Raw genomic sequence first — 23,326 nt, 5'->3', positions numbered from 1 at the left:
ACAAAGGGTGGTTGTCAAAATTAATAATACCTTATTTTTGAGGAATTAGTATGACAATAGCAAAGAAAACGTCAGGCAGGTGCAGGTCGTAGATAAGTGATAATTGAAAGTTTAAGAGATAATAGAGTAGGTACCAAAACAATAAAGCCACAATTAAGTGGCTTTATCTTTAAGCAAAATCAAATCGGCTAGTCCCTATAAAAAGAACATCTTGCTATCTTTTCATTGGCTTTTTATTAACCTTATTTGGCCACAGGTAAGTCCCAAATATAGTATTTACCTGCTTCTACAATTTCAATTTGCTTAGCAATAGTGGCATCATTAGGATGTTTTTGCTGTAAAGCTTTCAAGCGAGATAGCGCTGCAGGGCGGTTGTCATTAAGCAAGTCTGCTTGTGCTAAACTTTGCTCAGCTTCTTTATAGCTTTGAGAAGCCGCTTTCATTAAGTATTTTTTACCCTCTTTAAAGCCACCGCCTTCAGACAGCATCATGCCATAGATAAAGTTTGCCTCAGCACTTTCAGGCTGTCTATCGATTGCTTTAGCGATAAAAGTACTACCACGCACTGCAAAGTCAGAGCCTAAGTCTAAGTTACGACCCATGCCGTTTAATTTAGCAGCTCTTAGTAAAACTTCGTATGAAGCATTTTCATCTTCAGCAAAAGGACGTAGCCACTGCTCTAACTCTTTTAACTTCTCTTTGGCATAGTAAAGATCAGATTTACTATTGAAGTTTGGTGGATAGTGACGAGCATTGGGGCTGATTTCGTCAATAAAATCATCTAATAAGCTCACATCCAACTGATCATTCGGGTTGATACGAGTTTTAGGGATTACTACTGTGGCAATGTAGTTAACATCTGATACCGAAACCGTTGGGGTAGGAATACCAGGTAACTGGGTCGCTGTGATGTCTACCGAATTAATTAAAGGATCATTTCTTAATTCATTGGCATCATACTTAACCTTGAAAACTTTACCACCTGTGGTGTCTGCCTCGATGGCAGCAGCTGTATCAGTAGTATCATCTACTACCACTGCGCTGCCAGGAGCTGTGCTAGTACCAGAGGTGGGTAGAGACTCACAGCCTGTAGCGACCAAGCTTATTAAAAAAGCGCTTGAAATAAGTTTAGCAGATACCGATTTATTCATTATTAGGTCCTTATAATCAATATTAATTAATGATGCGGGTTATATATCCAAAATTAGACAACTAGAACAGCAGTTCAATTTATCCGACTATTTGATAATCATTGGCTCAACACTCTGATAAATATCGACTCCACAATTGAACTCGCCAGCTAGAATTATTCAGTATAATAAGTGCTATAAGATAGCAACTTTATAGAAGGCATTAAAGGGGTCAGTTGTAAACTTTGATTATCATTTACTAGTAAGAAGGTTATTTTATTTAGTTTAATAAATCGTTAAATAACAACCCTTCCAACTCGAAATCTACAAATGATAAGCCAAGCCCTTCATGCGATTGGCCATCCAGCGCATGGACACTCTAACAGGGGCTGAAAGTGCTTTACCACCATGATTAAGGGCAGCCTCACGATGCTCAAGTTCTTCGATATTCATTTGGGCCAAAATCTCTTTACTGCGAATATCTTGTTCTGGCAATAAGCTTATGTGCTCTTGTAAATGCTCACTAACTTGAGCTTCTGTCTCAGCCACAAAACCCAAGCTAAATTCATCAGAAATAAGACCAGCAATAGCACCTAGTCCAAATGACAGCCCATACCAAACTGGGGTAAATACGCTAGGGTGGCTGCCCAATTCATCCAGACGAGTCTCACACCATACCAAGTGATCAATTTCTTCATCAGCAGAATGTTGCATGGCTTGTTTAACTTGACTGTCTTTTGCGGTAAAGGCTTGACCATGATATAGGCCTTGAGCGCAGACTTCACCGGTGTGATTAATACGCATAAGCCCCGCCACATGGCGAGACTCATTGATAGAAAGCTCAGGCATTTCATCAGAGCTGACAGGTAGGGGGCGCGCAGTCTGATTTGAATGGGGGATTATGGAGCGCAAACTGCTATCAAAGCCAACAATAGCACGATCAATAATACTCAAATTTTTTGACATAACGAGCCCTTATCTACTTGTTATTGATTTAATGTCGTCAATATTTATTTACTATTATCACTGTTTAGCCAGTTATTAATACAATCCTAGTTACTAACTTAAACCTAGTTAACAACACTGATTAATACAGATACTGGCTAAGCGTGCGATAATTATAGAATGTTCAACTCAGCTTATTTAAGCTCAACTGAAGCTCCATTTTCAATATTTGCATAGACTTCAAGTACGTCCCAGTTGGTCAAACGTACACAGCCTGCAGAAGCTTGACGGCTAATACCTTCTGGAACTGGCGAGCCATGGATACCATAAGAAGGTTTAGATAAGCCCATCCACACCACACCTACAGGGTTATTAGGTCCTGGAGGAAGCATGAACACTTCTTTTTTATCGCCACTTTTCACAGTAGATTTATACCAAGGCATTTTCACTTTATTAACAATCTTGAAGGTACCCGTCGGTGATGGAGTTGCTGTACTACCCACAGTCGTTGGATAAGTGGCTACCAATTTATCTCCGTTATAGGCATATAAAGTTTTGGTTGCCTTGTCAGCTACCACACGATTAATTTTAGCTTTTAATGGGGTGCCTACGTTAATAACCGTGATGGTTTCACCTTCGGTAAAGCTCTTACCTTTGTTTAGCTTTTCAAGATAGCGAACATCCATGTGGAAGCGCTCGCCTAACATCTCTTTAATGTTTTGATAATACAAACCTTTCATCTTAGATTTGGCTTCTGAACCAGAAGGAGTCTGCGCAAAATTGGTGGTGACATCGTCTTTGGTTAAAGTGTATTCAACCAATACCGGCTGATTTGGGTCGATATTCTTGGTCAAAGCACTCCAAGTCGCTGCGTTCATTTTACCAGTGCTAGGTAAGCCTTTCATGGTTTGGAAGTTAGCCAAAGCTTTGGTACTGTTCATACCCCAGCCACCATCGATAGGACCTGGTGAAGCATGGTTCCAATCTAGTAGGGCTTGCATTTTCACAGTCATTGCTGTGTTTCTGCGCATGTTTGGAGTCCAAACCGCACTGTTTACCGCACGAGCATAGTTTGAAAGGTTGGTGGTTTTATAAATTTTACCGTCTTTATTTTCGATACTCTTGATAGAGCCATCGTCTAGATTTGGGGTGGCAATTGCTACGGCCTGGCCCGATTCGACATCATCTTTGTTTTGTTCGGCAATTTCATTGTTGACCTGAGCCTGAATAGCAAAATCGTCAGCATCGTCACTGGCCAATTCGGCGTTGTCATCTGCCTGCTTTGCTTTTTCGGTGGCAGCACTTTGTTTCTGGTTTTCAGTGTCATTGATTAACTTCTGAAGGCTATCTACTGGCTTAGCCTTGGGAGTTGTCTCAGCAATTGCGGAGCCGCTAAAAGCAAATAAGGTAGCTGCAACAGCAGTGGCAAGTAGCTTAGGAGCGAATTTAGTAGGCATTTTGGTAAGGGTAAGTTTAGCGTTCATAGTCATACAGTTATTCACAATAGAAAAGGTGCTGCTATTATGCGATGAAAAGCAGCTAGTGGCAAATGTTTACCACAAAATTGAAAGTAACCGTAACAATTGTGCTATCTAAAGCCCCTCTAAATTTAGGAAGGAGATGCTTCTAGAGTGGGGAAGAGGCTATCACCCTTATTGAAAGGCAATATATTGATTAAAAAAGGACATTTTGATAAATAGAGGGGCAAAGAGTAAAGTGTCGAATGACAGTTACAGTACTTTGTAAAACACCGTGCTTTTCAGAATTTCTACTTTGTAAAATATAGTTCCTTACAATAATAGTCTCTCTTAAACAATGTTGGTTATAATGGAGCAACCTGTAAAGCGGATTCGAGCTTTTTATTAATATCAGATTTTATGATTATCAGATAGAATGAGTCACCAGAAGTTTTACTTTAGAAATTAACTCAGTAATGGGAATAGCAGATTAACTATGTCAACAGACCACTCAAATCTAGACAACACAACCGACTCAAATGCCTCTTTATCGTCACTGGATGCTCAAGCCTTGCTTGCTCAAATCCAAGGGTCTGAAGAAGCAGACTTGTCTCAAGGTGCGTTCGATAACTCGTTAAATGGCGAGTTTGATGAGCTTTTGGCTGCCAGTCATGAGGCTACCGAGTCCCTTTATACCATTCGTGACTTTATCCGCTTTTGTGTAACTCAGCTGCGTACTTATGATGTGGTGGTAGCACAAGGCACCAATGATGTTTTCGCAGAAGCGGCCGCTATTGTATTGCACACCTTATCGCTTGATTGGTCTGCTGATGAGCAAATCCTTGACTGCCGTCTTACCGCTTCAGAGAAAGCTGAGGTGTTGACCTTGTTGCAGTCGCGTATTGTGTATCGTCAACCATTAAGCTATCTGGTTAATTTGGCTTACTTTTGTGATCTGCCTTTTTATGTGGATGAGCGAGTGCTTATTCCAAGATCACCTATCGCTGAATTAATTCGTCAGCAGTTCTATCCTTATTTTGAGACCAACGAGATTGCTCAGCCTTTAGGAGCAGACTCAACGCCAGATCTCCCTTCTTTTTATTTACATGGGCTAGAGAACAAACAGCTTTATCAACCAGAGCGTATTTTGGATCTTTGCACGGGTTCAGCCTGTATTGCGGTAGCCCTTGCCAGCAGATTTAGAGATGCTCTAGTGGATGCGGCAGATATTGATAATTCAGCACTAGAGGTGGCAGCGGTCAACGTAGAACATCACGGTATGGAGCATCAACTAAATCTTATAGAGTCTGATTTATTTGAAAAGATTCCTGCGGAAAATCAGTATGAATTAATTGTCACCAATCCTCCGTATGTTGATGCGGCAGCGATGGCAGAGCTTCCTCCTGAGTTTATCCATGAGCCAGAACATGCACTGGCTGCAGGTCAAGATGGCTTAGATTTAGTTCACAAGATTTTAAATGAAGCTGCAGACTATTTGTCACCAGAAGGCCTGCTAGTATGTGAAGTAGGGGATAGTGATTGGGCATTACGTCAAGCTTATCCTGAAATTCAATTTAACTGGTTGAGCTTTGCCCGCGGGGGTAGTGGTGTTTTTGCTATCGATCGTGATGAGTTACTAAGTCATCGTCATTTATTTGCGGCCCAAGTGGCACAGCTAGATTCGTAACAGTTAAGGTAACGCACTGCCCATCCATAAATAGGACTTGTGAAAGTGACACAGCTTGATAAAGTGGATGGGTAAATTTAATTAGAAAAAATGAGCATAAGTTATGGCAGGGAATAGTATTGGACAGGTGTTTAGGGTAACGACATGTGGCGAGTCACATGGCGAGGGGTTATTGGCGATAGTCGATGGTATTCCCCCAGGTATGGCACTAAGTAGCGCTGACTTACAAGTTGACTTAGACCGTCGTAAGCCGGGCACTTCTAAATTTGCTACCCAGCGCCGTGAGCCTGATGAAGTGGAGATTATTTCTGGAGTGTTTGAAGGCAAAACCACAGGCACTTCGATCGGCTTATTGATACGTAATACCAATCAAAAGTCAAAAGACTACAGCGATATCAAGGATACCTTTCGCCCAGGTCACGCCGACTATACTTATAGCATGAAGTATGGCTTTCGCGACTATCGAGGCGGAGGTCGTTCTTCAGCCCGAGAAACAGCCATGAGAGTTGCGGCTGGCGCAATCGCTAAAAAGTACTTGCAACAGCGACTTGGGATTACGATTCACGGTCATGTGGTACAGATGGGTAATGAAGCTGCAAAGGTACAAGACCCGGCCAATATCGATTGGCAGTTTGTAAATAGCAATCCTTTTTTCTGTGCCGATGCCGAAGCGATTCCAAGATTTGAGGCTTTAATTGAGCGTTTAAGAAGAGAGGGCACCAGCTGTGGAGCAAAGCTTGAGGTTATTGCCTCCGGTGTTCCTGTTGGTTTGGGAGAGCCCGTCTTTGATCGTTTAGATGCTGACATTGCTCATGCCATGATGAGTATCAACGCGGTAAAAGGGGTTGAGATTGGTGATGGTATGAGTGTGGCTGAGCAATTTGGGCATACCTCTCGTGATGAGTTAACACCAGAAGGCTTCACTGCCAACCACTCAGGTGGTATTTTGGGGGGTATCTCTTCAGGCCAAGACATTAAGGTGAGCATCGCCCTTAAGCCCACTTCTAGTATCACCACTCCAGGTAAGAGCATCGATGTAGAGGGGAATGCTATCGAGATGCTGACTAAAGGTCGTCACGATCCTTGTGTCGGTGTTAGAGCTACCCCTATTGCTGAAGCCATGCTGGCCATCGTATTGCTTGATCATTATCTCCGTCATCGGGGACAGAATGCGGATGTTACCCCGCCAGTGTCTGCTATTACTTAAAATCACTGCTTTAAAAGGTCTGCTTGTTGAGAGTCCACTGCTGCGTAAGTAGCGGTGGACTATCGCTTGTAGTGCAGACTGCCTGCATACCTTTGAGTTGGAATAAACACAGACCCAGTCTATTGCTTTAATTTCATATCCTGTCAGTTTTTCGCTCTTTATATTACCTTTGCTTTTTTAAACTTGTTAGATAAGTAGCAGTTTGGTAAAAAGTGCTGTGAAAAATAAAATCAGCACCAATATCTATAGTAAGAAGACATTTAGTAAGATCATATTTAGTAAGCAGTTTAATGTTGATAGCACAATATATAAACGAGGGACGGGGTAAAACAAGCCGATAATAAACTGCAATTTACCCAGTTTATTTTTATCTAGTTTATTAAGGCTTACCCTAGATAAAGGAATAATTATAAATAGAGGTTTTCATGACTGACCAAAATTTTGATAATGATTTAGTGATCAATAACAATATTAATAATATGGAAGCCAATGCTCAGTCAACTCAAGTAACAGACGAGCAGGTTATAAATTGGATAAAATCACGTCGTAGTATTGGCAATTTAACCATACCAGCTCCTAAACCAAATCAACTTGAAGCCGCAATCGAGTGTGCAATGACGGCCCCTGATCATAAAAAGCTACAACCGTGGCGCTTTATTATTACCGAAGGCCCAAGAAGACACGCTTTTGGTCGAGCACTATTAGCAGCAGCAGAAGCAAAAGCACTGCGTGAAGGAGCAGAGCTGGATGAACGTACCGCTGAGAAAACATTAAAGATGCCTCTAAGAGCCCCTATGATAATTACGGTAGTCACCCGTATGCAATATCATGAAAAGGTGCCGGCTTTTGAGCAGTTATTGAGTACAGGAGCCGCAGTGCAAAATCTGATATTGGCCTTAAAGGCACAAGGATTTGATACAGTTTGGCGTACAGGACCTTTAGCCAACGAGCCGGCGGTTAAAAGTTATTTCAATGTGGGATCAGAGGACTACGTCACCGCTTTTGTGTATGTGGGAAGTAGCCATTGCCAAATGCCAAGCCGAGGTAATATCGACACTGCAAACTTCATTGCTCATGACTCAGAGTAAATATATGATTCAGAATAAGTAAATGAACGATTGAATCGCATCATCAACCCCTTATAATAAATACATTTAAAGAAACTTAAATCTGTTAGAACTATAGAGAGCAAGCTTATGTCAGCTGACAAAAAAAATAGTGAAATTGAAGATAAAAACATGGATCAAGCTGAGGCTATAACCAATAAAGATGCTACCGATGACGTAGAGTCGGAGGAAGAGAAGCCTTTATTTAACTCAGGTATTCTAGCCAGCCTTTTTGACAAAGCTACTAAAGTGGGCGTTAAGGCTAAGCGGGATCAATCAGCCCTTAATACTGAAGAGATTGAAAAAAAGGCGCGTAGTAATATGAGTAATCCGGAAGGGGTTACCCCGCCACATCAGCTACGTTTGGCTTTTTTAGGGGGTGGTAGCTTCGGTACAGCTATGTCAAACTTAGCAGCGCGTAATGGTTGTGACTCAACCTTATGGGTTCGTAATAAACGCACGGTTAAGTCTTTGCAAAGAAGCCGAGTGAATAAAAAGTACTTACCAGGTTATACCTTAGATGAGCGCTTGAAGTATGAGCATGATTTAAAAGCTGCTGTGCAAGATAAAGACATTATTTTTGTAGCAGTACCCAGCTCTGCATTTAGAGAGACTCTAAGAAATATTCGCCCTTATTTAACAGGGCAGTCTATTGTGTCTTTAACCAAAGGCATGGAAAAAGATACGTTTAGTTTGATGAGTGATATCATCGAACAAGAGTTGCCAGAAGTGAACTTCGGGGTAATGTCTGGTCCTAATTTAGCGGTTGAGATCATGCAGAATATGCCGTCTGCTTCAGTCATTGCCAGTGACTCAGAATTCCTGCGTCATGCGGTCCAATCTGCTCTGCACAGTGTCTTTTTTAGAATATTTGCCTCCGATGATATTAAAGGCGTTGAGCTTGGCGGTGCGTTAAAGAATATTTACGCTATCGCTATGGGTATGGCAGCGTCTTATAACGTGGGTGAAAACACCAAAGCTATGCTGTTGACCCGTGCACTGGCTGAGATGAGCCGCTTTGGTGTCGCCTCTGGAGCCAATCCTTTAACCTTCTTAGGCTTATCGGGTGTGGGTGACTTATACGCAACCTGTAGCTCAGAGCTAAGCCGTAACTACCGCATTGGTAATATGCTGGGTAAAGGCATGAGCTTGGAGGCAGCCATTAAAAAACTCGGTCAAACCGCTGAGGGGGTCAATACCATTCAGCAAGTGCATGAAAAAGCGATGAAACTGGGTATTTATATGCCCATTACTCATGCATTACATGCGGTTATATATGATGATCAAGCCGCGCTAGGTGTGGCCTTACATCTAATGGAATCTGGCTTTAGAAGTGATGTTGAGTTCGTTATGCCCCATGAATATAGTAATGAAGCATTAAACGCAAAAATAACCGCAGGCATGCCAGATAAATAGGACGAATAAAATTATGAAAGTTATTTTAATGCGTCATGGTGAGGCTGAATATCAAACTCAGCCAGATTCACAGCGCAATCTAACTGAGTTAGGGCAGCAACAGGCCGCTGAGACAGCGCAGTATATTGTAGAGAACTATAATCCTGATGTTTTTGTGGTTAGTCCTTATGTTAGAGCGCAGCAAACCCTTCAGGCGTTAATCGCTCTTAAACCTGATGTGCCTGTGAAGGTGCATTCAGACATTACTCCAGATGATGATGCTATGCAGGCTTTGCACGGCTTAATGGATGTGGAAGGGGAATGCGTGGTCGTGGTGTGTCATATGCCGATTGTGGCAAAAATGGCCGCGCTCCTGACTGCAGAGACGCCGGATCCCTATCAACTGGCGGAAGCCCGCGTATTTGAGGCGGAACTTATTGTAGCAGATATGGGTAATGAAGTTGAGCGTTATGTGCCTAGGCAGCACGTTTAACGGTTAAGCAAAGTCATTCACTGGGCAATTGATTTACCAAGCTTATTTGTTGAATTAATTTGCTGAATTAATTTACTGGGTGAGCTAATTTGCTGAGTAAGGTAATGCTGAACAGTTAGACAGTCAGTTTATTATTAATAAAAGGGGAGGATTATGGACAATAATCGCGATACACGCCAAACTACAAAGCTGCAACAGCCAGATTTAAAGATACCTGTTTCTGGTCAAGATAGTGCCTATCAGCAGCACTCCCAGCTAATAAAGACTCAGTTGAATCCTTCTTCGTCCGTTATCAGTAAATCTAAAGAAGAGTCTTTGATTCGTTATAATCATATTACTTATTTACTGTACGTATTAAGCTACTTTACAGCAGGCTTGCTATGGATAGTCCCTATCATTATGAACTATGCACGCCGTGGGCAAGCTGATTATACTTGGCTATCTACTCACTTTGATTGGCAGATTAAGACCTTCTGGTACAGTATCATCTTTGGGGCGATTGGCATTGTAATGGCTGTGATTGGTTTGGGTGGTTTAGGTCTTGGCGTATTTGCCGATAGCTCCAATGTGGCATTAGGATCAACAGGGTTGGCAGCACTGGGCGGACTTATTTTTCTGTTTGCTTTTATTTGGCATATTTATCGTATTGTCAAAGGCTGGATAGCTCTAACCGACAAAAGACCAGTACCTTGATAAATTAGGGGCTTGCTACAGTGGTTTTTTAGTTGATACTAATCGATGATTTGCTACGATTATACTGGTATAATCAACAGCTTCTGAGTAGAGCACAACTCAATCTTGAATGAAAAAAACTTCATTATTTAAGAGTGCGGCTAATAACAATTCTCTCAATTTACTTACTTCATAACAGGTTATCTAGCGTTATGTCCTACGCCTTATTACGTCCTTTCTTATTTAATTTAGACCCTGAGCAAGCTCACGATTTAACTCTACAGCTGTTAGAAAAAGCGCATAAGACACATACCTTAGGTTTTATTTACTCTCAGCAGTCTTTGCCGACTGAGTGTATGGGCTTGCAGTTTTCAAATCCAGTAGGTTTGGCAGCAGGTTTAGACAAAAACGGCCGTTATATTGATGCGCTAGCCGAGCTTGGCTTTGGCTTTATTGAAGTAGGTACTGTGACGCCGCGACCGCAGCAAGGTAATGAGAAGCCTAGATTGTTTAGACTTAAAGAAGCAGATGCCATCATTAATCGTATGGGCTTTAATAACCTTGGCGTAGACAATCTAATCAAAAATGTCAGAAACTGTAAGTACCAAGGTAATATTGGGATTAATATCGGAAAAAACGCGCTAACTCCCGTTGAAAATGCCGCTGATGACTACATATATTGCCTGGATCGTGTTTACCCCCATGCTTCTTATATTACCGTAAATATCTCCTCTCCTAATACTAAGAATTTACGGGATTTACAAAGCGGGGATGCCTTAACTGAATTGTTAGACAGTATCAAAAATCGTCACACTCAGTTGGCCACAGACTATGGCTTTTATGTGCCAATAGTATTAAAAGTGGCTCCGGATTTAACAGAAGAACAAGTAGATTACATCTCAAAGCAGCTGATTGAGTTTGAGATTGATGGACTTATCGCTACCAACACAACTTTAAGCAAAACTGGCGTAGAAGACTTACCGCATGGCAATGAAGCTGGTGGGTTATCAGGTCGACCTGTAGGCCATCTAAGCACTCAAATTATTAAGCAGTTTCATGAGCGTTTAGAAGATAAATTACCCATTATAGGCGTCGGTGGTATTGATAGTGGCGAAAAGGCAGTACAAAAGCTACAGGCAGGCGCCAGTATGGTTCAGCTTTATAGTGGCATGATTTATAAAGGCCCCAAGCTGGTTCAGCAGTGTGTGGAAGCGATCACCAGTTATCGCGATATTTATTAACTTTGTAAAAAATAAAAGCTAGGGTTATTGCATGGGGTTTTTAGATATTGTCATTGCTGTAATAGTGCTAGCCGGATTGTGGCGAGGATTTAACTCAGGATTTATCCGCAGCTCAATCGCTTTAGCAGGGTGGTTTATTGCCCTTTTGGCAGCTACCCGAATGGCAGATGACGTAGCCCCTTATATGGCTAACTTTGTTAGCTCCCCTGTACTACAGATGGGAGCGGGCTTCTTAGCTATTGTATTGGTGGTATTAATTGTTATTCAAATATTGACGTTACTGGTATCTGGTATCGTAAAAGGGCTTAAGTTAGGCTTCGTTGATCAGTTGGCTGGTGGCGTATTGGGAGCGGCAAAAAACGTACTGGTAGTTTTGGTGATGTTAAGTGTGTCTGCGCCGGTTATTATCAATACTGCTTTATGGCAATCCTCTGTCTTAGCTCCAGAATTACTTCCTTATGCCCCGTTCGCTAAGGAATTTGCAACAAAAGTATTAGGGGAGGCATGGCAACAAATTGACGTGCCTAGCTCGCAACAGACCGACCAAGAGGCTATCGCTCAATAAACATTGAGTTCACGGTCAACAGGTTAGTAAGTAAATAGCTGAGGAATCAGTGATTAAGTGTAATTTAGCCACTACTAAATGAAACTTTTAACCAGTAAAGACTATTTTAAAAGGATAGAGTATGTGTGGAGTTGTAGGTGTTGCAGCACATGAACCAGTCAACCAAGTGTTGTATGACGCATTAACTGTGCTTCAACACCGTGGTCAAGATGCCGCTGGTATCGTGACCATGAAAGATGGACGCTTCTATTTGCGTAAAGACAATGGTATGGTTCGTGATGTGTTTATGACACGTCATATGATGCGACTAATTGGTGAATTTGGTGTAGGGCATGTGAGATACCCGACCGCTGGAACGTCAAGTAGTGCAGAGGCGCAACCGTTTTATGTAAACTCTCCTTATGGTATCACACTAGCCCATAATGGTAATTTAACCAACGCTGAAACATTAGCAAAAGAGCTTTATCAAGATGACCTACGTCACCTAAATACCAACTCAGATTCAGAGGTTTTACTAAACGTATTGGCGCATGAAATTCAGGCATTAGGCAAAACTCAGCCAACTCCTGATGATATCTTTACCGCTATCAGCTCAATGTATAAGCGTCTTGAAGGGGCTTACGCAGTTGTCGCCTTAATTACCGGCCAAGGCTTGATTGCTTTTAGAGATCCTAATGGTATTCGTCCTTTAGTGTATGGTGAGCGCGTTTCTGCTGATGGCCAAACTGAATATATGGTAGCTTCCGAGTCTGTAGCCTTAACCGGTTCTGGCTTTAAAGTGGTGCGTGATGTTAAGCCAGGTGAGGCAATCTTCATCGACTTAAATCATAAGCTGCATACCTATCAATGTATTGAGCCAAAGGAATACACCCCTTGTATGTTTGAATACGTGTATTTCGCCCGTCCTGACTCAATTATAGATAATATTTCAGTTTATAAAGCCCGTTTGCGTATGGGTGAAAAGCTGGCCCAGAAGATTCGTAAAGAATGGGGTGAAGATCATGATATTGATGTGGTTATTCCTATCCCAGATACCTCACGTACTTCAGCGATGGAGCTGGCGCTTAACTTGAATGTTAAGTACCGTGAAGGCTTTATGAAAAACCGTTATATTGGCCGTACGTTTATTATGCCCGGTCAACAGCAACGCAAAAAATCAGTTCGCCAAAAGCTGAATGCTGTTCCATTGGAATTTAAGAACAAAAACGTGTTGTTGGTAGATGACTCAATCGTACGCGGTACCACTTGTCATGAAATTATTCAAATGGCTCGTGATGCGGGTGCTAACAAGGTGTTTTTTGCCAGTGCTGCGCCGCCGGTTAAGTATCCTAATGTCTATGGTATCGACATGCCTGTGCGTTCTGAACTGATTGCCTCTGGTCATACGGTAGAAGAGGTGCGTCAAATTATCGGTGCCGATCGTCTGATATTCCAAGACTTAGATGACTTGATCGAAGCGGTACAGGACACCAAGCATAGTAAAGTAGAAGGCTTTGATTGTGCTGTGTTTGATGGTAAGTACATCACTGGTAACATTACCGAAGAATACTTAAACTGCTTGCAAGAGCAACGTAATGACAAAGCCAAAGCCAATGGTATAGAAGTGATTAATAATACTCCAGATACTCCAGTTGATATGACCGGAGTACAAGAAAACTAAAAGTCTATTTGGGGCGGCTTAAAGTATCTTATACATTTTTTAGGTCGGTCTAGTGGTTATTCTTGATAGTATAAAAGCAGGTTATAAGCATTTATGGCTTATAACCTGCTTTTTTTTGAGGATTTTAACTGTAAATAGACATAAAAAGGAAAAATTATGAAATTACCAATAATTGCTGGTTCACTTATTTTAAGTATGGGCTTAATGGGCGCTTCAGTAGCTCAAGCAGAACAGGGTACAGATCAGAAGCCACAACAAGCTGAGCAATCAAAGCAAGCTTCTACTTCTGCAATGGCCACTCACTCTAAAACCACGCCTATTTTTTATGGCACAGACGGAGAACTACCTTTTTCAAAAGCGGTAAGAGCGGGCAATACGTTATACCTCTCTGGCGAGCTGGGCATGAAGGATGGTAAAGTTGTCGAAGGTGGGGTCAGAAAAGAGACAGAGCAGGCTTTAGATAATATCAATAAAACATTAATGAGCTATGGCTACCAATCCTCAGACTTGGTTAAATGCATGGTCATGCTGACTGATATGAAAGATTTTGCTGAGTTCAACAAAGGCTATCAAGCCAAATTGGCCAAACCATATCCTGTACGTTCTGCTTTCGCTGTGGCGGATTTAGCGTTAGGTGCGAAGGTTGAGATTGAATGTATGGCAGTTAAATAAGCCAGTACTTAATCTGTTAACTCCTAAACCAGTACGTTCTTAAACCAACCAAAAAGCCGATAATCTTAAAGATTATCGGCTTTTATTGAATCTAGTATTCAAACACTATTGTTTTTAATACGCTATGAATACGATTTCTTTGAAAGGTGAAGGGTTTTACTTAAGGAGTTAATAATAACCTAACACCTTCCACCAGATCAGTCCTGAGCCAATCCAAATCACTAGGTTGGCCACACTCATGATAAAGCCGATAGTCCACCATTCACGCAAGGTGGTATAGCCTGAGTTAAAGATAACTGGAGCGGTACCCGTAGCATAGTGGGTCAAAGTCATCATTATGTTACCAGCGGCAGCCAATATTAACGCATACAACATAGGCGGTGCACCTAAGGTAAGACCAACGGCATAGAAGGCAGCGAACATCGCTGTAACGTGTGCCGTGGTACTGGCAAAAAAGTAGTGCATGTATAAATAAACTAGGGTCAATATCACTACGGCCCCCATCCAATTAAACCCGGTCAAGGCGATAGCTGACTCGATGCTAGAGGAGAACCAACCAATTAATCCTAATTTATTCAAAAAGTCTGCCATCATCACCAAGGCACCGAACCAGACAATGGTATCCCAAGCCGATTTCTCTTTAAGCACATCCTCCCAAGTTAATACCCCCGCAATTAGCAATACTGATAACCCTAAAAATGCGGTAGCAGTAGCATCAATCGTGAACTGTTCACCAAAGATTAGAGCGGGAATATTGGCCCAAAGTAATAACATCAAGGTGAATACTGCTAACATGATTTTTTCATGTCGAGTGACAGCTCCTAATTTTGCTAAGTTTTCAGTGGCATACTTTCTCGCATCAGGTGTCTCTTTAATCTCTGGGGGATAAATCATATAAATAATTAAAGGCATAACTAAGATACACAGCATACCTGGGACGAACATAGCCAATGCCCAAGTGGTCCAAGAAAGCTGTATTTCACTGCCCGTTGCTTTATTAACCAAGTCTACGACCAAGGGGTTAGGGGCGGTAGCGGTAATAAACATACCTGAGGTAATGGGGTTAGCATGGAAGTTAACCATAGCCAAATAGCGACCGATTTTATTTTGCGTGCCTTCTTTTGGGGTTGAGTGGAAGCTTTCGGCAATAGATCGCATGATGGGGTGGATAATCCCGCCACCCCGGGCCGTGTTAGACGGAGTAATAGGGGCAATCAGTAACTCTGCCGCCGTTAGAGAGTAGGCAATACCGATGGTCTTCTTACCAACGATAGAGATAAAGTAATACGCAATTCTTGAACCAAGACCTGTTTTAATCAGGCCACGCGAGATCATAACTGCAATACCGATTAACCAAATCAAAGGACTTGAGAAGCTCGATAAGGCATCTTGCATGGCTTGTTTTGGGGTGTCTGCCGTAACCCCAGTTAATGCCACCAAGCTGATGGCTATAATCGCTAATGCCCCGATAGGCAGGGCTTTACCAATGATTGCGACAATGGTCGCCACGAACAAGGCCAATAAGTGCCAAGCGTTATCAGTCACACCCTCTGGAGTGGGAATAACGAACCAAATGATAAAGCCAATGGCTATTGCCAGTATTGTGGGCAAGGGCTTGAAGGGAAGTTTTTCTGAAAATTCCGACATGATTAAGCCTTTTTAGTTGAATGATGAGATAGATATTTTGAGAGTTTGTTTAGTGAGACTCGTTCAATAAAGCTTGGCAGCATAAATAGGTTAAGCGTTTATTATTTATTATAAATAAGGCTTTGTTGATTACGCCATAAAATAACCCCAGCAATAGCAAAGCGGGACAGTAGCAACCAATATACTGCAAACCACACAACGGGCATGGCATACTCGTGACCATATAACTCATACACTATGTATGTCAATGGGAAAAATATGACAGAGACAATAATCGCCACCTGACGAATTTTGGCTCCCGCAGTAAGACCAAACATGATTCCATCGAGCCAATAGGCACCTGCACCTACCAAAGGAAGTAGGGTAGCGATATAGCGATACTCTAGAGCCAGCTCAGTTACTGCTGCTAAGTCCGTCATGACACTTAAAAAGCTAGGTAGGATAAACGCCCAAATAACAGTTAAACTTAGGGCCAGTACGAAAGTGATAATACCCGTACGTTTTACCGCAGTGATAAATTGTTGCCGTGATTGTCTAGCAGCGGCTTGACCCGATAAGCTTTCAGCGGCAACGGCTACGCCATCTAAGGCAAAGGCTGAAATACTAAGAACCTGAAGCAATACCGCATTGGTAGCCATCTCCAAATCACCTTGCTGAGCTGAAAGGCGAGTGATCCAAGCAAAGCTTAGGGTTAATAAAATAGTTCTAATAAAAATGTCTTTGTTAAGAGAAAATAAGCTCAGCATTTTATCCAAAGCGAATATCTCAGCAAGTCTTTGTTTGCTAAAACTTGAGGTCTGAGTCTTAACACCATATTTAGCTGAGTCAGTATGCAAAACTTTTTTCGCTAAAACAATGGCAGTAATACAGCCAACAGCGTAGCCAATCACTGTCCCTAATGCCACCCCCTTTAATCCCAAATCAAACACATAAACGAAGGTTAAGGTCAGGATAATATTAATAATCGAAATCAGAAGCTGCACCATCATCATCTGATTGGTTTTGCCTTGTCCAGCAAACCAGCCAATAAAGGCGTAGTTCATCAATTCAAATATGATGCCATAATATCGCACGCTCAGATATGTATAAGCGGCTTGACTGCTTTCGGGTTGTGCTCCTAAAAGCTGTAGGCCTAACTTTAAGATAAAGGGCTTAAACAGCCAAAGTAACATGGCCAATATTACAGCTAGCCCCAATGAACGAGATAAAATATCTGATAGCTCTGTGGCATCGGATACCCCTGTGGCTTGTCTTCCTAAAGCTTGAGCTGCTAGGCCTGAAGAGGCGTATTGCAAAAAATTGAAGCTAACCAGTATCAGCAGCCAAAGTTGGGAGGCAATACCTAGCCCTGCCAAATGGGCAGACTTGGGAAAATGTCCAACGACACCCACATCTATCGCCCCTTGTAGGGGCATGGCTAGGTTGGCTATCAGTACAGGCGCAGCAATCGCAATAATATGGCGGTAGCTTAAATCCATCGGGGCAGGCTTAATATGACTCATAGACTCAATACTTTATTAAATTAAAAGACCAAAACAATAAAAAGCACCCTAAGGTGCTTTTTATTGTTACATAAATGATTAGTAGATAGAAAGATTTGGTTTATCCAAAACAATTATCGGCTAAGTAAAAACCTAATCTTCAAAAGATTTTGGATCGTTAAAGGTTACCTCTTCTTCTTGGAACTCAGGCTTAATTTTCACCACAAAGTCATCACGTGATAAGCCCATTGCTAAAGGAATAGAACTTGAAATGTATGTTGAAGAGTAAGTACCTGCAATTAGACCAATGAAGAAGGCCACTGAGAACCAAAATAAGCCATCACCGCCTAAGAATAACATCGCTAGAACCACAACCAACACAGTAGAGATGGTCATGATGGTACGGCGTAATGTCTCGGTTAGTGATAGGTCAACGATTTGTCTGGCTGAGGCATCACGAACCCTTCTAAAGTTCTCACGGATACGGTCAAAGACCACAATCGTATCGTTCAATGAATAACCAATCAGAGCTAGAATAGCCGCTAAAACGGTCAAATCAAACGGGAACTGGAATAAGGCAAAAAAGCCTAAGGTTACAATGGCATCATGCACCAAAGCCAATAACGCACCCACTGCTAGCTTAAATTGGAAGCGCACGGCCACGTAGAGCATCATCATACCCAGTGCCGTTATGATCGCTATCATTGAGCTTAAGTAGACTTCGCCGCCTACCTGACTACCAATGATGTTAACGTTACTAATTTGAGCACTGTTGTTCGGTAAATCTAAAGCAGAGCCTAAACTTTCATTCAAGCCTTCTACGTTGTCAGACTGAGGAGGTAAGCGCACCAACAGTTCTGTTGTGCCTCCCAAATATTGAACCACAGCATCATTAAAGCCCGCTTTTTCTAATGACTGAATAACTTCAGTCTGTTCCACTGGGTTTTCGTATTTCACGTCAGCAGACACACCGCCAGTGAAATCTAGACCCAGGTTAAGACCATTTATGAATAAAGCGCCTATACTGATTATAATCATCAGAATAGAGAAGATTGCCATTGGCTTTTCAAGCTTCATAAATGGAATTATGCGCTTGGAGCCTAAGGCTTTAATGCCCCCTTCTGCTAAAGCGGCTTCATCTTCATAGACTTCAGACGTGGCTAACTCAGTATTTTCAATTTCGGCCTGTTCGATATTATCGCTAGGTGACAAGGTAGTATTATTGCCTCTACCATCACGGCGAGGGCCACGTCTGCGACGACGGCCTCCCTCAATATAAGCAGGAGTTGAGCTGTTCGGCGTTCCTGAGTTTGGATTTTGATTATTATTCTGATTATTAGTAGACATTATTCTCTCCTAGCCTATGCTCAATTTATCGACAGATTTACGATTACCATAAACCAATTGGACCAAAGCACGGGTTACAATAATGGCTGTAAACAACGAGCTTAAAATACCAATGGCAAGGGTAACAGCGAACCCTTTAATTGGGCCAGAGCCAATAGAGAATAAGATGATAGCGACCAGTAGGGTGGTGATGTTACCATCAAAGATACTACTAAAAGCACGATCAAAGCCAGCCACGATAGCTGATTTAGGTCTCACCCCTTCGGCAATCTCTTCTCGAATACGCTCAAAAATTAGGACGTTAGCATCTACTGCCATACCGATAGTCAATACAATACCAGCAATACCAGGCAAGGTTAATGACGCTCCTAAGATAGAAAGCACAGCTACCATAATAACTAAGTTAAAGGCTAGCGCAATGTTGGCAATAACCCCAAATAGACGGTAGAAAACAATCATAAATAAGAAGACCAGTAAGTAACCTACTTTGGTAGAAAACAGACCGTCATCAATATTTTTCTGACCTAGCGAAGGGCCAATAGTGCGTTCTTCTACGAAGTACATAGGTGCGGCAAGAGCACCTGAGCGAAGTAACAGGGCCAATTCACCAGCTTCTGCATTACTATCTAGACCGGTAATACGGAAAGAAGAACCTAGTACCGCTTGAATGTTCGCTTGGCTAATGATCTTAGTTTCAGAATAAGGGGTACGAGTTTCAATAGTTTCCCCAGTTTCTGGATCCTTGTCATAGCTGATTTTTTGCTTGTTCTCAATAAATAGTACTGCCATCTGCTTACCTACCGCATTTTTGGTAGCATTATGCATCAGCTTACCACCGGCAGTATCAAGCGTAATATTTACTTCAGGAGATCCATTCTCGTCGAGGCCAGAGGTTGCCCCTTGGACTTTCTCACCAGTTAAGATAGGTTGACGATTTAATAGTGAGGGCGGACCATCTAAGCTCATATATGGGAAAGCTTCAGTACCTGCAGGAGGTATGCCTCCTGAATAAGCGGCATTTTCATCGGCAACCAATCGGAATTCAAGGTTAGCAGTACGACCCAGAACACGCTTCGCTTCGGCAGTATCCTGAACCCCTGGTAATTCAACCACAATACGGTTGCTACCTTGAGACTGAACCAATGCTTCAGAAACACCTAACTCTGCAATACGGTTACGTAGGGTAGTTAAGTTTTGTCCTACTGCGTACTCATTAATCTCTTTTAAAGTCGCTTCATTATATTGTAAACGTAACGCTGGACCTTGATCGTCCATCGACGCTTGCATTTCAAACTGGTTACCTTGATCACGCTGGATAATACGCTGCGCTTTGTCTCTTAACTCGGTGTCTTTAAAATGCAGCAATAGACCTTGATTGGTAACATTGATACCTTTTACAGGTACGCGCTCACCACGCAAGCTGCTACGCACATCATTGCTGGCTGTTTTTAAACGTTGTTCAAGAGCCTTGTCCATATCCACTTCAAGAACAAAGCGCACACCACCACGTAAGTCTAAACCTAGTTTTAAAGGCTTAGCACCGATGCTACGAAGCCAATCGGGGGTGGTTTGCGCTAGGTTTAAAGCCACAACATAGTCATTACCAAGCTTTTGGCGTAGGACTTCTTGGGCCTTGCGCTGCGCCACGCCATCTTCTACTCGTAATAAGGCACTGTTCTCTGAAAAAGTAGGATCGTGGTAAGCGATACCTGCTTGATCAAGAAGTTGTTTTGATTGATTCAGCACCTCATCAGTCAGCTCGGTACCTGCTGAGGCACTAGTGATTTGTACCGCAGGCTCATCTGGATATAGATTAGGCAGAGCATAGAGCCCTGATATAATAAGCACGGTAACGATTAAGAAATATTTCCAGGCAGGGTAATGCATAGTAGCTTCTTCACTTGAGGGAAGGTAACAATAGAACGCTACGCCAGAGCCAATCTTCGATAGATAGGAACATATAAAACGAGGTGTTAGGCCGGTTTATTCTATATTTAATCAGCTAATATAGCTGACATAGGCTTAACACAGTTGAATACAGTTACGCGAAGACAACAATTATCGCGATTTAGATATCTGAAAACGGCCCTATCGAGTTATAAAGTAGGTCGCTCTTGCTGACACAGACTTTATAGGGGTAGCGCACTCTAATTAATTTAATTAAAACATATAATCCAAAAACTGAACGCTCAAAAGATGAAGGTTTGCCTTAACTCTTGATAGGTTCAATTTTTGGATTAGCAAACAGTTATATTAGTACTATTTATTGCAAACCATCAATGGTGCCATTAGGCAACACAGAAATTACAGAAGCACGTTGGATCATGACATCGTTTCTATCATTAAGTGCCACAACTGCGTAATCTCCATCAATAGATTTGATTTTGCCCATCAAACCACCCGCGAAGATAACTTCATTACCCACAGTTAGTGAGTCAACCATATTGCGGTGCTCTTTAGCACGTTTAGACTGAGGTCTAATTACTAAGAAGTAAAAGATGGCAAAAATAGCCAGTGGAAAAATCCACTGCATAATCATTGCAGAACCACTAGCGGCTTCTGGTGCAGCATGAGCCGCTTGGATGAATAAATTCATATTAATAAATCCTTAGAAATTACTGTATAACCGTGATAAATAGCGCCTCAAAGCGGCGATAAAGTTGTTGCAACCAAAATAGGGAGTCAGCTTAATCGGAAACCGCTAAAAAGGATATTTACCCGTATATTGATGGATAGGGGTATAGTTATCATAAATTAACACGCATAGTATCAAAAAAATGACCCATTGATAACTATTACTTGTAATACCAGTAGTTAATAAGGCCTATAAAAGCTATTAACAGTTAAAAAATTGTATTTAACCAAAATGAAGGCTAGCGACGGCGACTAATATAACGGTATAATCTTATTCATTAGTGTGTTTAATAAGTCTACATATAAAAAGATATACTTATTTAAATTCGATTTTTATGATTTAGAGGTAGTTATGCGTTTTGTACTTATTATATTATTATTTTTAGTTTTTGGTTACTCTCTGGGGTTGGTTTTAACCAACAGCAGTGAGATTGCGGTGAATTTATTATTCACTGAAGCGCCAGCTATGAACCTAGGTTTATTATTAATTTTATGCCTGTTCTTAGGGGTGCTTATTGGCATGCTGTTGTCTTTATTGCTATTTAAAGTATTCCAAAATAAATGGGAAATTAGCCGTTTAAATAAAGAAAATAAACGCTTACAGGATAAGTTGACCCAGGCTCAAGTCGAAATTGAACAACTATCACACACTCCTGTTGTCGATCATACAGTGCAGACTGATTCAGAGGTGTATGTTGATCCTATCGATACCACCACAATTAGATAGTTTGCATCAACTAAAAAGCAACTATTTAATAATCAGTACAGGGCAAACGCATACTTTTAAAAAATAATAATCAAGTCGCGCACCTCATCATTCCAAGCACACTGCTTAAGGATAGACTTAACACTGCCTTTTTTATCAGAAATCTTGATTAAATTTAATGCTAAACGACGTAGTATGGCCATGTTCTCAGTCGCGTTCTTTAATCGTATTCTAGAATCATCTTCTTTAAAGGTGACATCTAATACATAATGCAAACTATTTTCTATTCTCCAATGTTCTCTTACAGTTTTATTGGCCAGTTTAGGATCAATCTTTAAGGAACTGAGGTAATAAACTGTCTCAGTCGTTTGTTTGTGAGTCGTTTTATTGTACCGAGTACGCTGTATCTCAATCACACTAGTAAGCTTGTTCCAATTATCTGTATGGTCAAACCAATCTGTCACAAGCAGCTGCGTACACTGTCTAGTTTCAACGCGTCCATGCTCGGACGTTGTTTCGGTATACCGGTTTTTTTCGATTAACTCTGGATTATCTCGCCTTACTTTATGAAAGTAGGCCTTCGTTTCTCTTAGTAATAGGGCTTGGTTGGCTTTTAGTTGTAACACATAATCAGCCCCTTTTTTAATGATTTTATCTGTAACTTTGCCTAAACAGCTCATGGCATCCGCAGTAATCACTGTTTTCTTTATTTGTAGCTCATCTATGATATCAAGTACGGCTTTGACTTCATTTTTTTTAGCATCTGACTTTTTTTGTATTAGACTGATTCCTTGCTCTGTTGCATAAGCACTGACACTGTGCAGAGCACTGAGTTTGTCTGTACTGCTTTGATAGGAATGCTTTAAGGTTTTACCATGTATGGCTATTATTTGTAAGTCTTGATGGTCTCTTATTTGGTTTACCCAGCTTATAAAGCATTGGTTTAAAGTGTCAGGATCTAATATTGACATGACCCGAGCGATGGTGTCATGTGAGGGTATGCCATTTTTAAACGGTCGATCTCTGTACACGACAAAAAACAAAAAAGCTGACTAAGGATCAGGCATAATAGTAATTTTTCTTACGAACCACACTATGCCAAACCTTAATCAGCTCGTAAATATATTATCGCAAAACCTAACCATGAACAAGATTGACGTGTTTAGCCTTAATTACTCTAGTGATAATACAAGTACAAAGTAGCAACCTCAAACAAATAGCAAGAGGATTTGTCAAAGGTAGGACAAACAGTAATTACAGACGGCTACAACGCTTCTTTGC

The 23,326-nt window shown here is 41.5% G+C and carries 20 protein-coding genes; 11 read left to right on the top strand and 9 right to left on the bottom strand.

Annotated features, from left to right (window positions below; genetic code table 11):
* Positions 1 to 242 precede the first annotated feature (242 nt).
* The 3 genes from A1019T_RS08960 to A1019T_RS08950 form a co-directional block, all read right to left on the bottom strand.
* Positions 243 to 1,151: a tetratricopeptide repeat protein gene (locus A1019T_RS08960; protein ID WP_077451347.1), complete on the bottom strand. Its 909-nt coding sequence runs from the start codon at positions 1,149 to 1,151 to the stop codon at positions 243 to 245.
* Positions 1,152 to 1,454: 303 nt separating this feature from the next.
* Positions 1,455 to 2,096 carry a 2-polyprenyl-3-methyl-6-methoxy-1,4-benzoquinone monooxygenase gene (coq7, locus tag A1019T_RS08955; RefSeq protein WP_077451346.1) on the bottom strand — a complete coding sequence of 214 codons (642 nt, stop codon included), beginning with the start codon at positions 2,094 to 2,096 and terminating at the stop codon, positions 1,455 to 1,457.
* Between the two features lie 173 nt (positions 2,097 to 2,269).
* Positions 2,270 to 3,565 (bottom strand): L,D-transpeptidase family protein, encoded by a 1,296-nt coding sequence (locus A1019T_RS08950; RefSeq protein WP_208608058.1) that lies wholly within the window; start codon positions 3,563 to 3,565, stop codon positions 2,270 to 2,272.
* A 463-nt stretch (positions 3,566 to 4,028) separates the two neighbouring features.
* Between A1019T_RS08950 and prmB the strand changes: the two genes are divergently transcribed.
* The 10 genes from prmB (at position 4,029) to A1019T_RS08900 (ending at position 14,230) form a co-directional block, all read left to right on the top strand.
* Positions 4,029 to 5,219 (top strand): 50S ribosomal protein L3 N(5)-glutamine methyltransferase, encoded by a 1,191-nt coding sequence (gene prmB, locus A1019T_RS08945; protein ID WP_077451345.1) that lies wholly within the window; start codon positions 4,029 to 4,031, stop codon positions 5,217 to 5,219.
* A gap of 103 nt (positions 5,220 to 5,322) precedes the next feature.
* Positions 5,323 to 6,426: a chorismate synthase gene (gene aroC / locus A1019T_RS08940; RefSeq protein WP_077451344.1), complete on the top strand. Its 1,104-nt coding sequence runs from the start codon at positions 5,323 to 5,325 to the stop codon at positions 6,424 to 6,426.
* Positions 6,427 to 6,851: 425 nt separating this feature from the next.
* Positions 6,852 to 7,514, top strand: a complete 663-nt coding sequence (locus tag A1019T_RS08935; protein ID WP_077451343.1) for a nitroreductase family protein — start codon at positions 6,852 to 6,854, stop codon at positions 7,512 to 7,514.
* A 108-nt stretch (positions 7,515 to 7,622) separates the two neighbouring features.
* Positions 7,623 to 8,948: an NAD(P)H-dependent glycerol-3-phosphate dehydrogenase gene (locus A1019T_RS08930; RefSeq protein WP_077451342.1), complete on the top strand. Its 1,326-nt coding sequence runs from the start codon at positions 7,623 to 7,625 to the stop codon at positions 8,946 to 8,948.
* Between the two features lie 13 nt (positions 8,949 to 8,961).
* The gene (sixA, locus tag A1019T_RS08925; RefSeq protein WP_077451341.1) at positions 8,962 to 9,420 is read left to right on the top strand and encodes a phosphohistidine phosphatase SixA; all 459 of its coding nucleotides are present in this window, start codon (positions 8,962 to 8,964) and stop codon (positions 9,418 to 9,420) included.
* 153 nt (positions 9,421 to 9,573) lie between these two features.
* Entirely contained in the window at positions 9,574 to 10,113 is a 540-nt protein-coding gene (locus A1019T_RS08920; protein WP_244156601.1) for a DUF4870 family protein, read from the top strand.
* Positions 10,114 to 10,304: 191 nt separating this feature from the next.
* Positions 10,305 to 11,333 carry a quinone-dependent dihydroorotate dehydrogenase gene (locus A1019T_RS08915; RefSeq protein WP_077451340.1) on the top strand — a complete coding sequence of 343 codons (1,029 nt, stop codon included), beginning with the start codon at positions 10,305 to 10,307 and terminating at the stop codon, positions 11,331 to 11,333.
* A gap of 31 nt (positions 11,334 to 11,364) precedes the next feature.
* The gene (locus tag A1019T_RS08910; protein ID WP_077451339.1) at positions 11,365 to 11,898 is read left to right on the top strand and encodes a CvpA family protein; all 534 of its coding nucleotides are present in this window, start codon (positions 11,365 to 11,367) and stop codon (positions 11,896 to 11,898) included.
* Positions 11,899 to 12,019: 121 nt separating this feature from the next.
* Positions 12,020 to 13,558: an amidophosphoribosyltransferase gene (gene purF, locus A1019T_RS08905; protein ID WP_077451338.1), complete on the top strand. Its 1,539-nt coding sequence runs from the start codon at positions 12,020 to 12,022 to the stop codon at positions 13,556 to 13,558.
* 156 nt (positions 13,559 to 13,714) lie between these two features.
* Positions 13,715 to 14,230 (top strand): RidA family protein, encoded by a 516-nt coding sequence (locus A1019T_RS08900; protein ID WP_077451337.1) that lies wholly within the window; start codon positions 13,715 to 13,717, stop codon positions 14,228 to 14,230.
* 168 nt (positions 14,231 to 14,398) lie between these two features.
* On the opposite strand, the gene A1019T_RS08895 is transcribed toward A1019T_RS08900, so the two are convergent.
* The 5 genes from A1019T_RS08895 to yajC form a co-directional block, all read right to left on the bottom strand.
* Complete coding sequence (locus A1019T_RS08895; protein ID WP_077451336.1) at positions 14,399 to 15,877, bottom strand: anion permease; 1,479 nt, start codon at positions 15,875 to 15,877, stop codon at positions 14,399 to 14,401.
* A gap of 101 nt (positions 15,878 to 15,978) precedes the next feature.
* Complete coding sequence (locus A1019T_RS08890; protein WP_077451335.1) at positions 15,979 to 17,379, bottom strand: MATE family efflux transporter; 1,401 nt, start codon at positions 17,377 to 17,379, stop codon at positions 15,979 to 15,981.
* A gap of 132 nt (positions 17,380 to 17,511) precedes the next feature.
* Positions 17,512 to 18,705 (bottom strand): protein translocase subunit SecF, encoded by a 1,194-nt coding sequence (secF, locus tag A1019T_RS08885; RefSeq protein WP_095532595.1) that lies wholly within the window; start codon positions 18,703 to 18,705, stop codon positions 17,512 to 17,514.
* A 9-nt stretch (positions 18,706 to 18,714) separates the two neighbouring features.
* On the bottom strand, positions 18,715 to 20,592 hold the full coding sequence (secD, locus tag A1019T_RS08880; RefSeq protein ID WP_077451334.1) for a protein translocase subunit SecD: 1,878 nt from the start codon (positions 20,590 to 20,592) through the stop codon (positions 18,715 to 18,717).
* 376 nt (positions 20,593 to 20,968) lie between these two features.
* Positions 20,969 to 21,301, bottom strand: a complete 333-nt coding sequence (gene yajC, locus A1019T_RS08875) for a preprotein translocase subunit YajC (protein WP_077451333.1) — start codon at positions 21,299 to 21,301, stop codon at positions 20,969 to 20,971.
* 390 nt (positions 21,302 to 21,691) lie between these two features.
* On the opposite strand from yajC, the gene A1019T_RS08870 reads away from it, so the two are divergent.
* Positions 21,692 to 22,066, top strand: coding sequence for a lipopolysaccharide assembly protein LapA domain-containing protein (locus A1019T_RS08870; RefSeq protein WP_077451332.1), 375 nt, complete (start codon positions 21,692 to 21,694; stop codon positions 22,064 to 22,066).
* 56 nt (positions 22,067 to 22,122) lie between these two features.
* Here A1019T_RS08870 and A1019T_RS08865 read toward each other — a convergent pair whose 3' ends face one another.
* A complete protein-coding gene (locus A1019T_RS08865; RefSeq protein WP_167366855.1) occupies positions 22,123 to 23,076 on the bottom strand; it encodes an ISAs1 family transposase in 954 nt (317 codons plus the stop codon).
* Positions 23,077 to 23,326: the final 250 nt, after the last annotated feature.

This window comes from Psychrobacter piechaudii, assembly GCF_900162825.1.
In the GTDB taxonomy this organism is placed as follows: Bacteria; Pseudomonadota; Gammaproteobacteria; order Pseudomonadales; family Moraxellaceae; genus Psychrobacter; species Psychrobacter piechaudii.
This window is presented reverse-complemented; position numbering and strand designations above follow the sequence as displayed.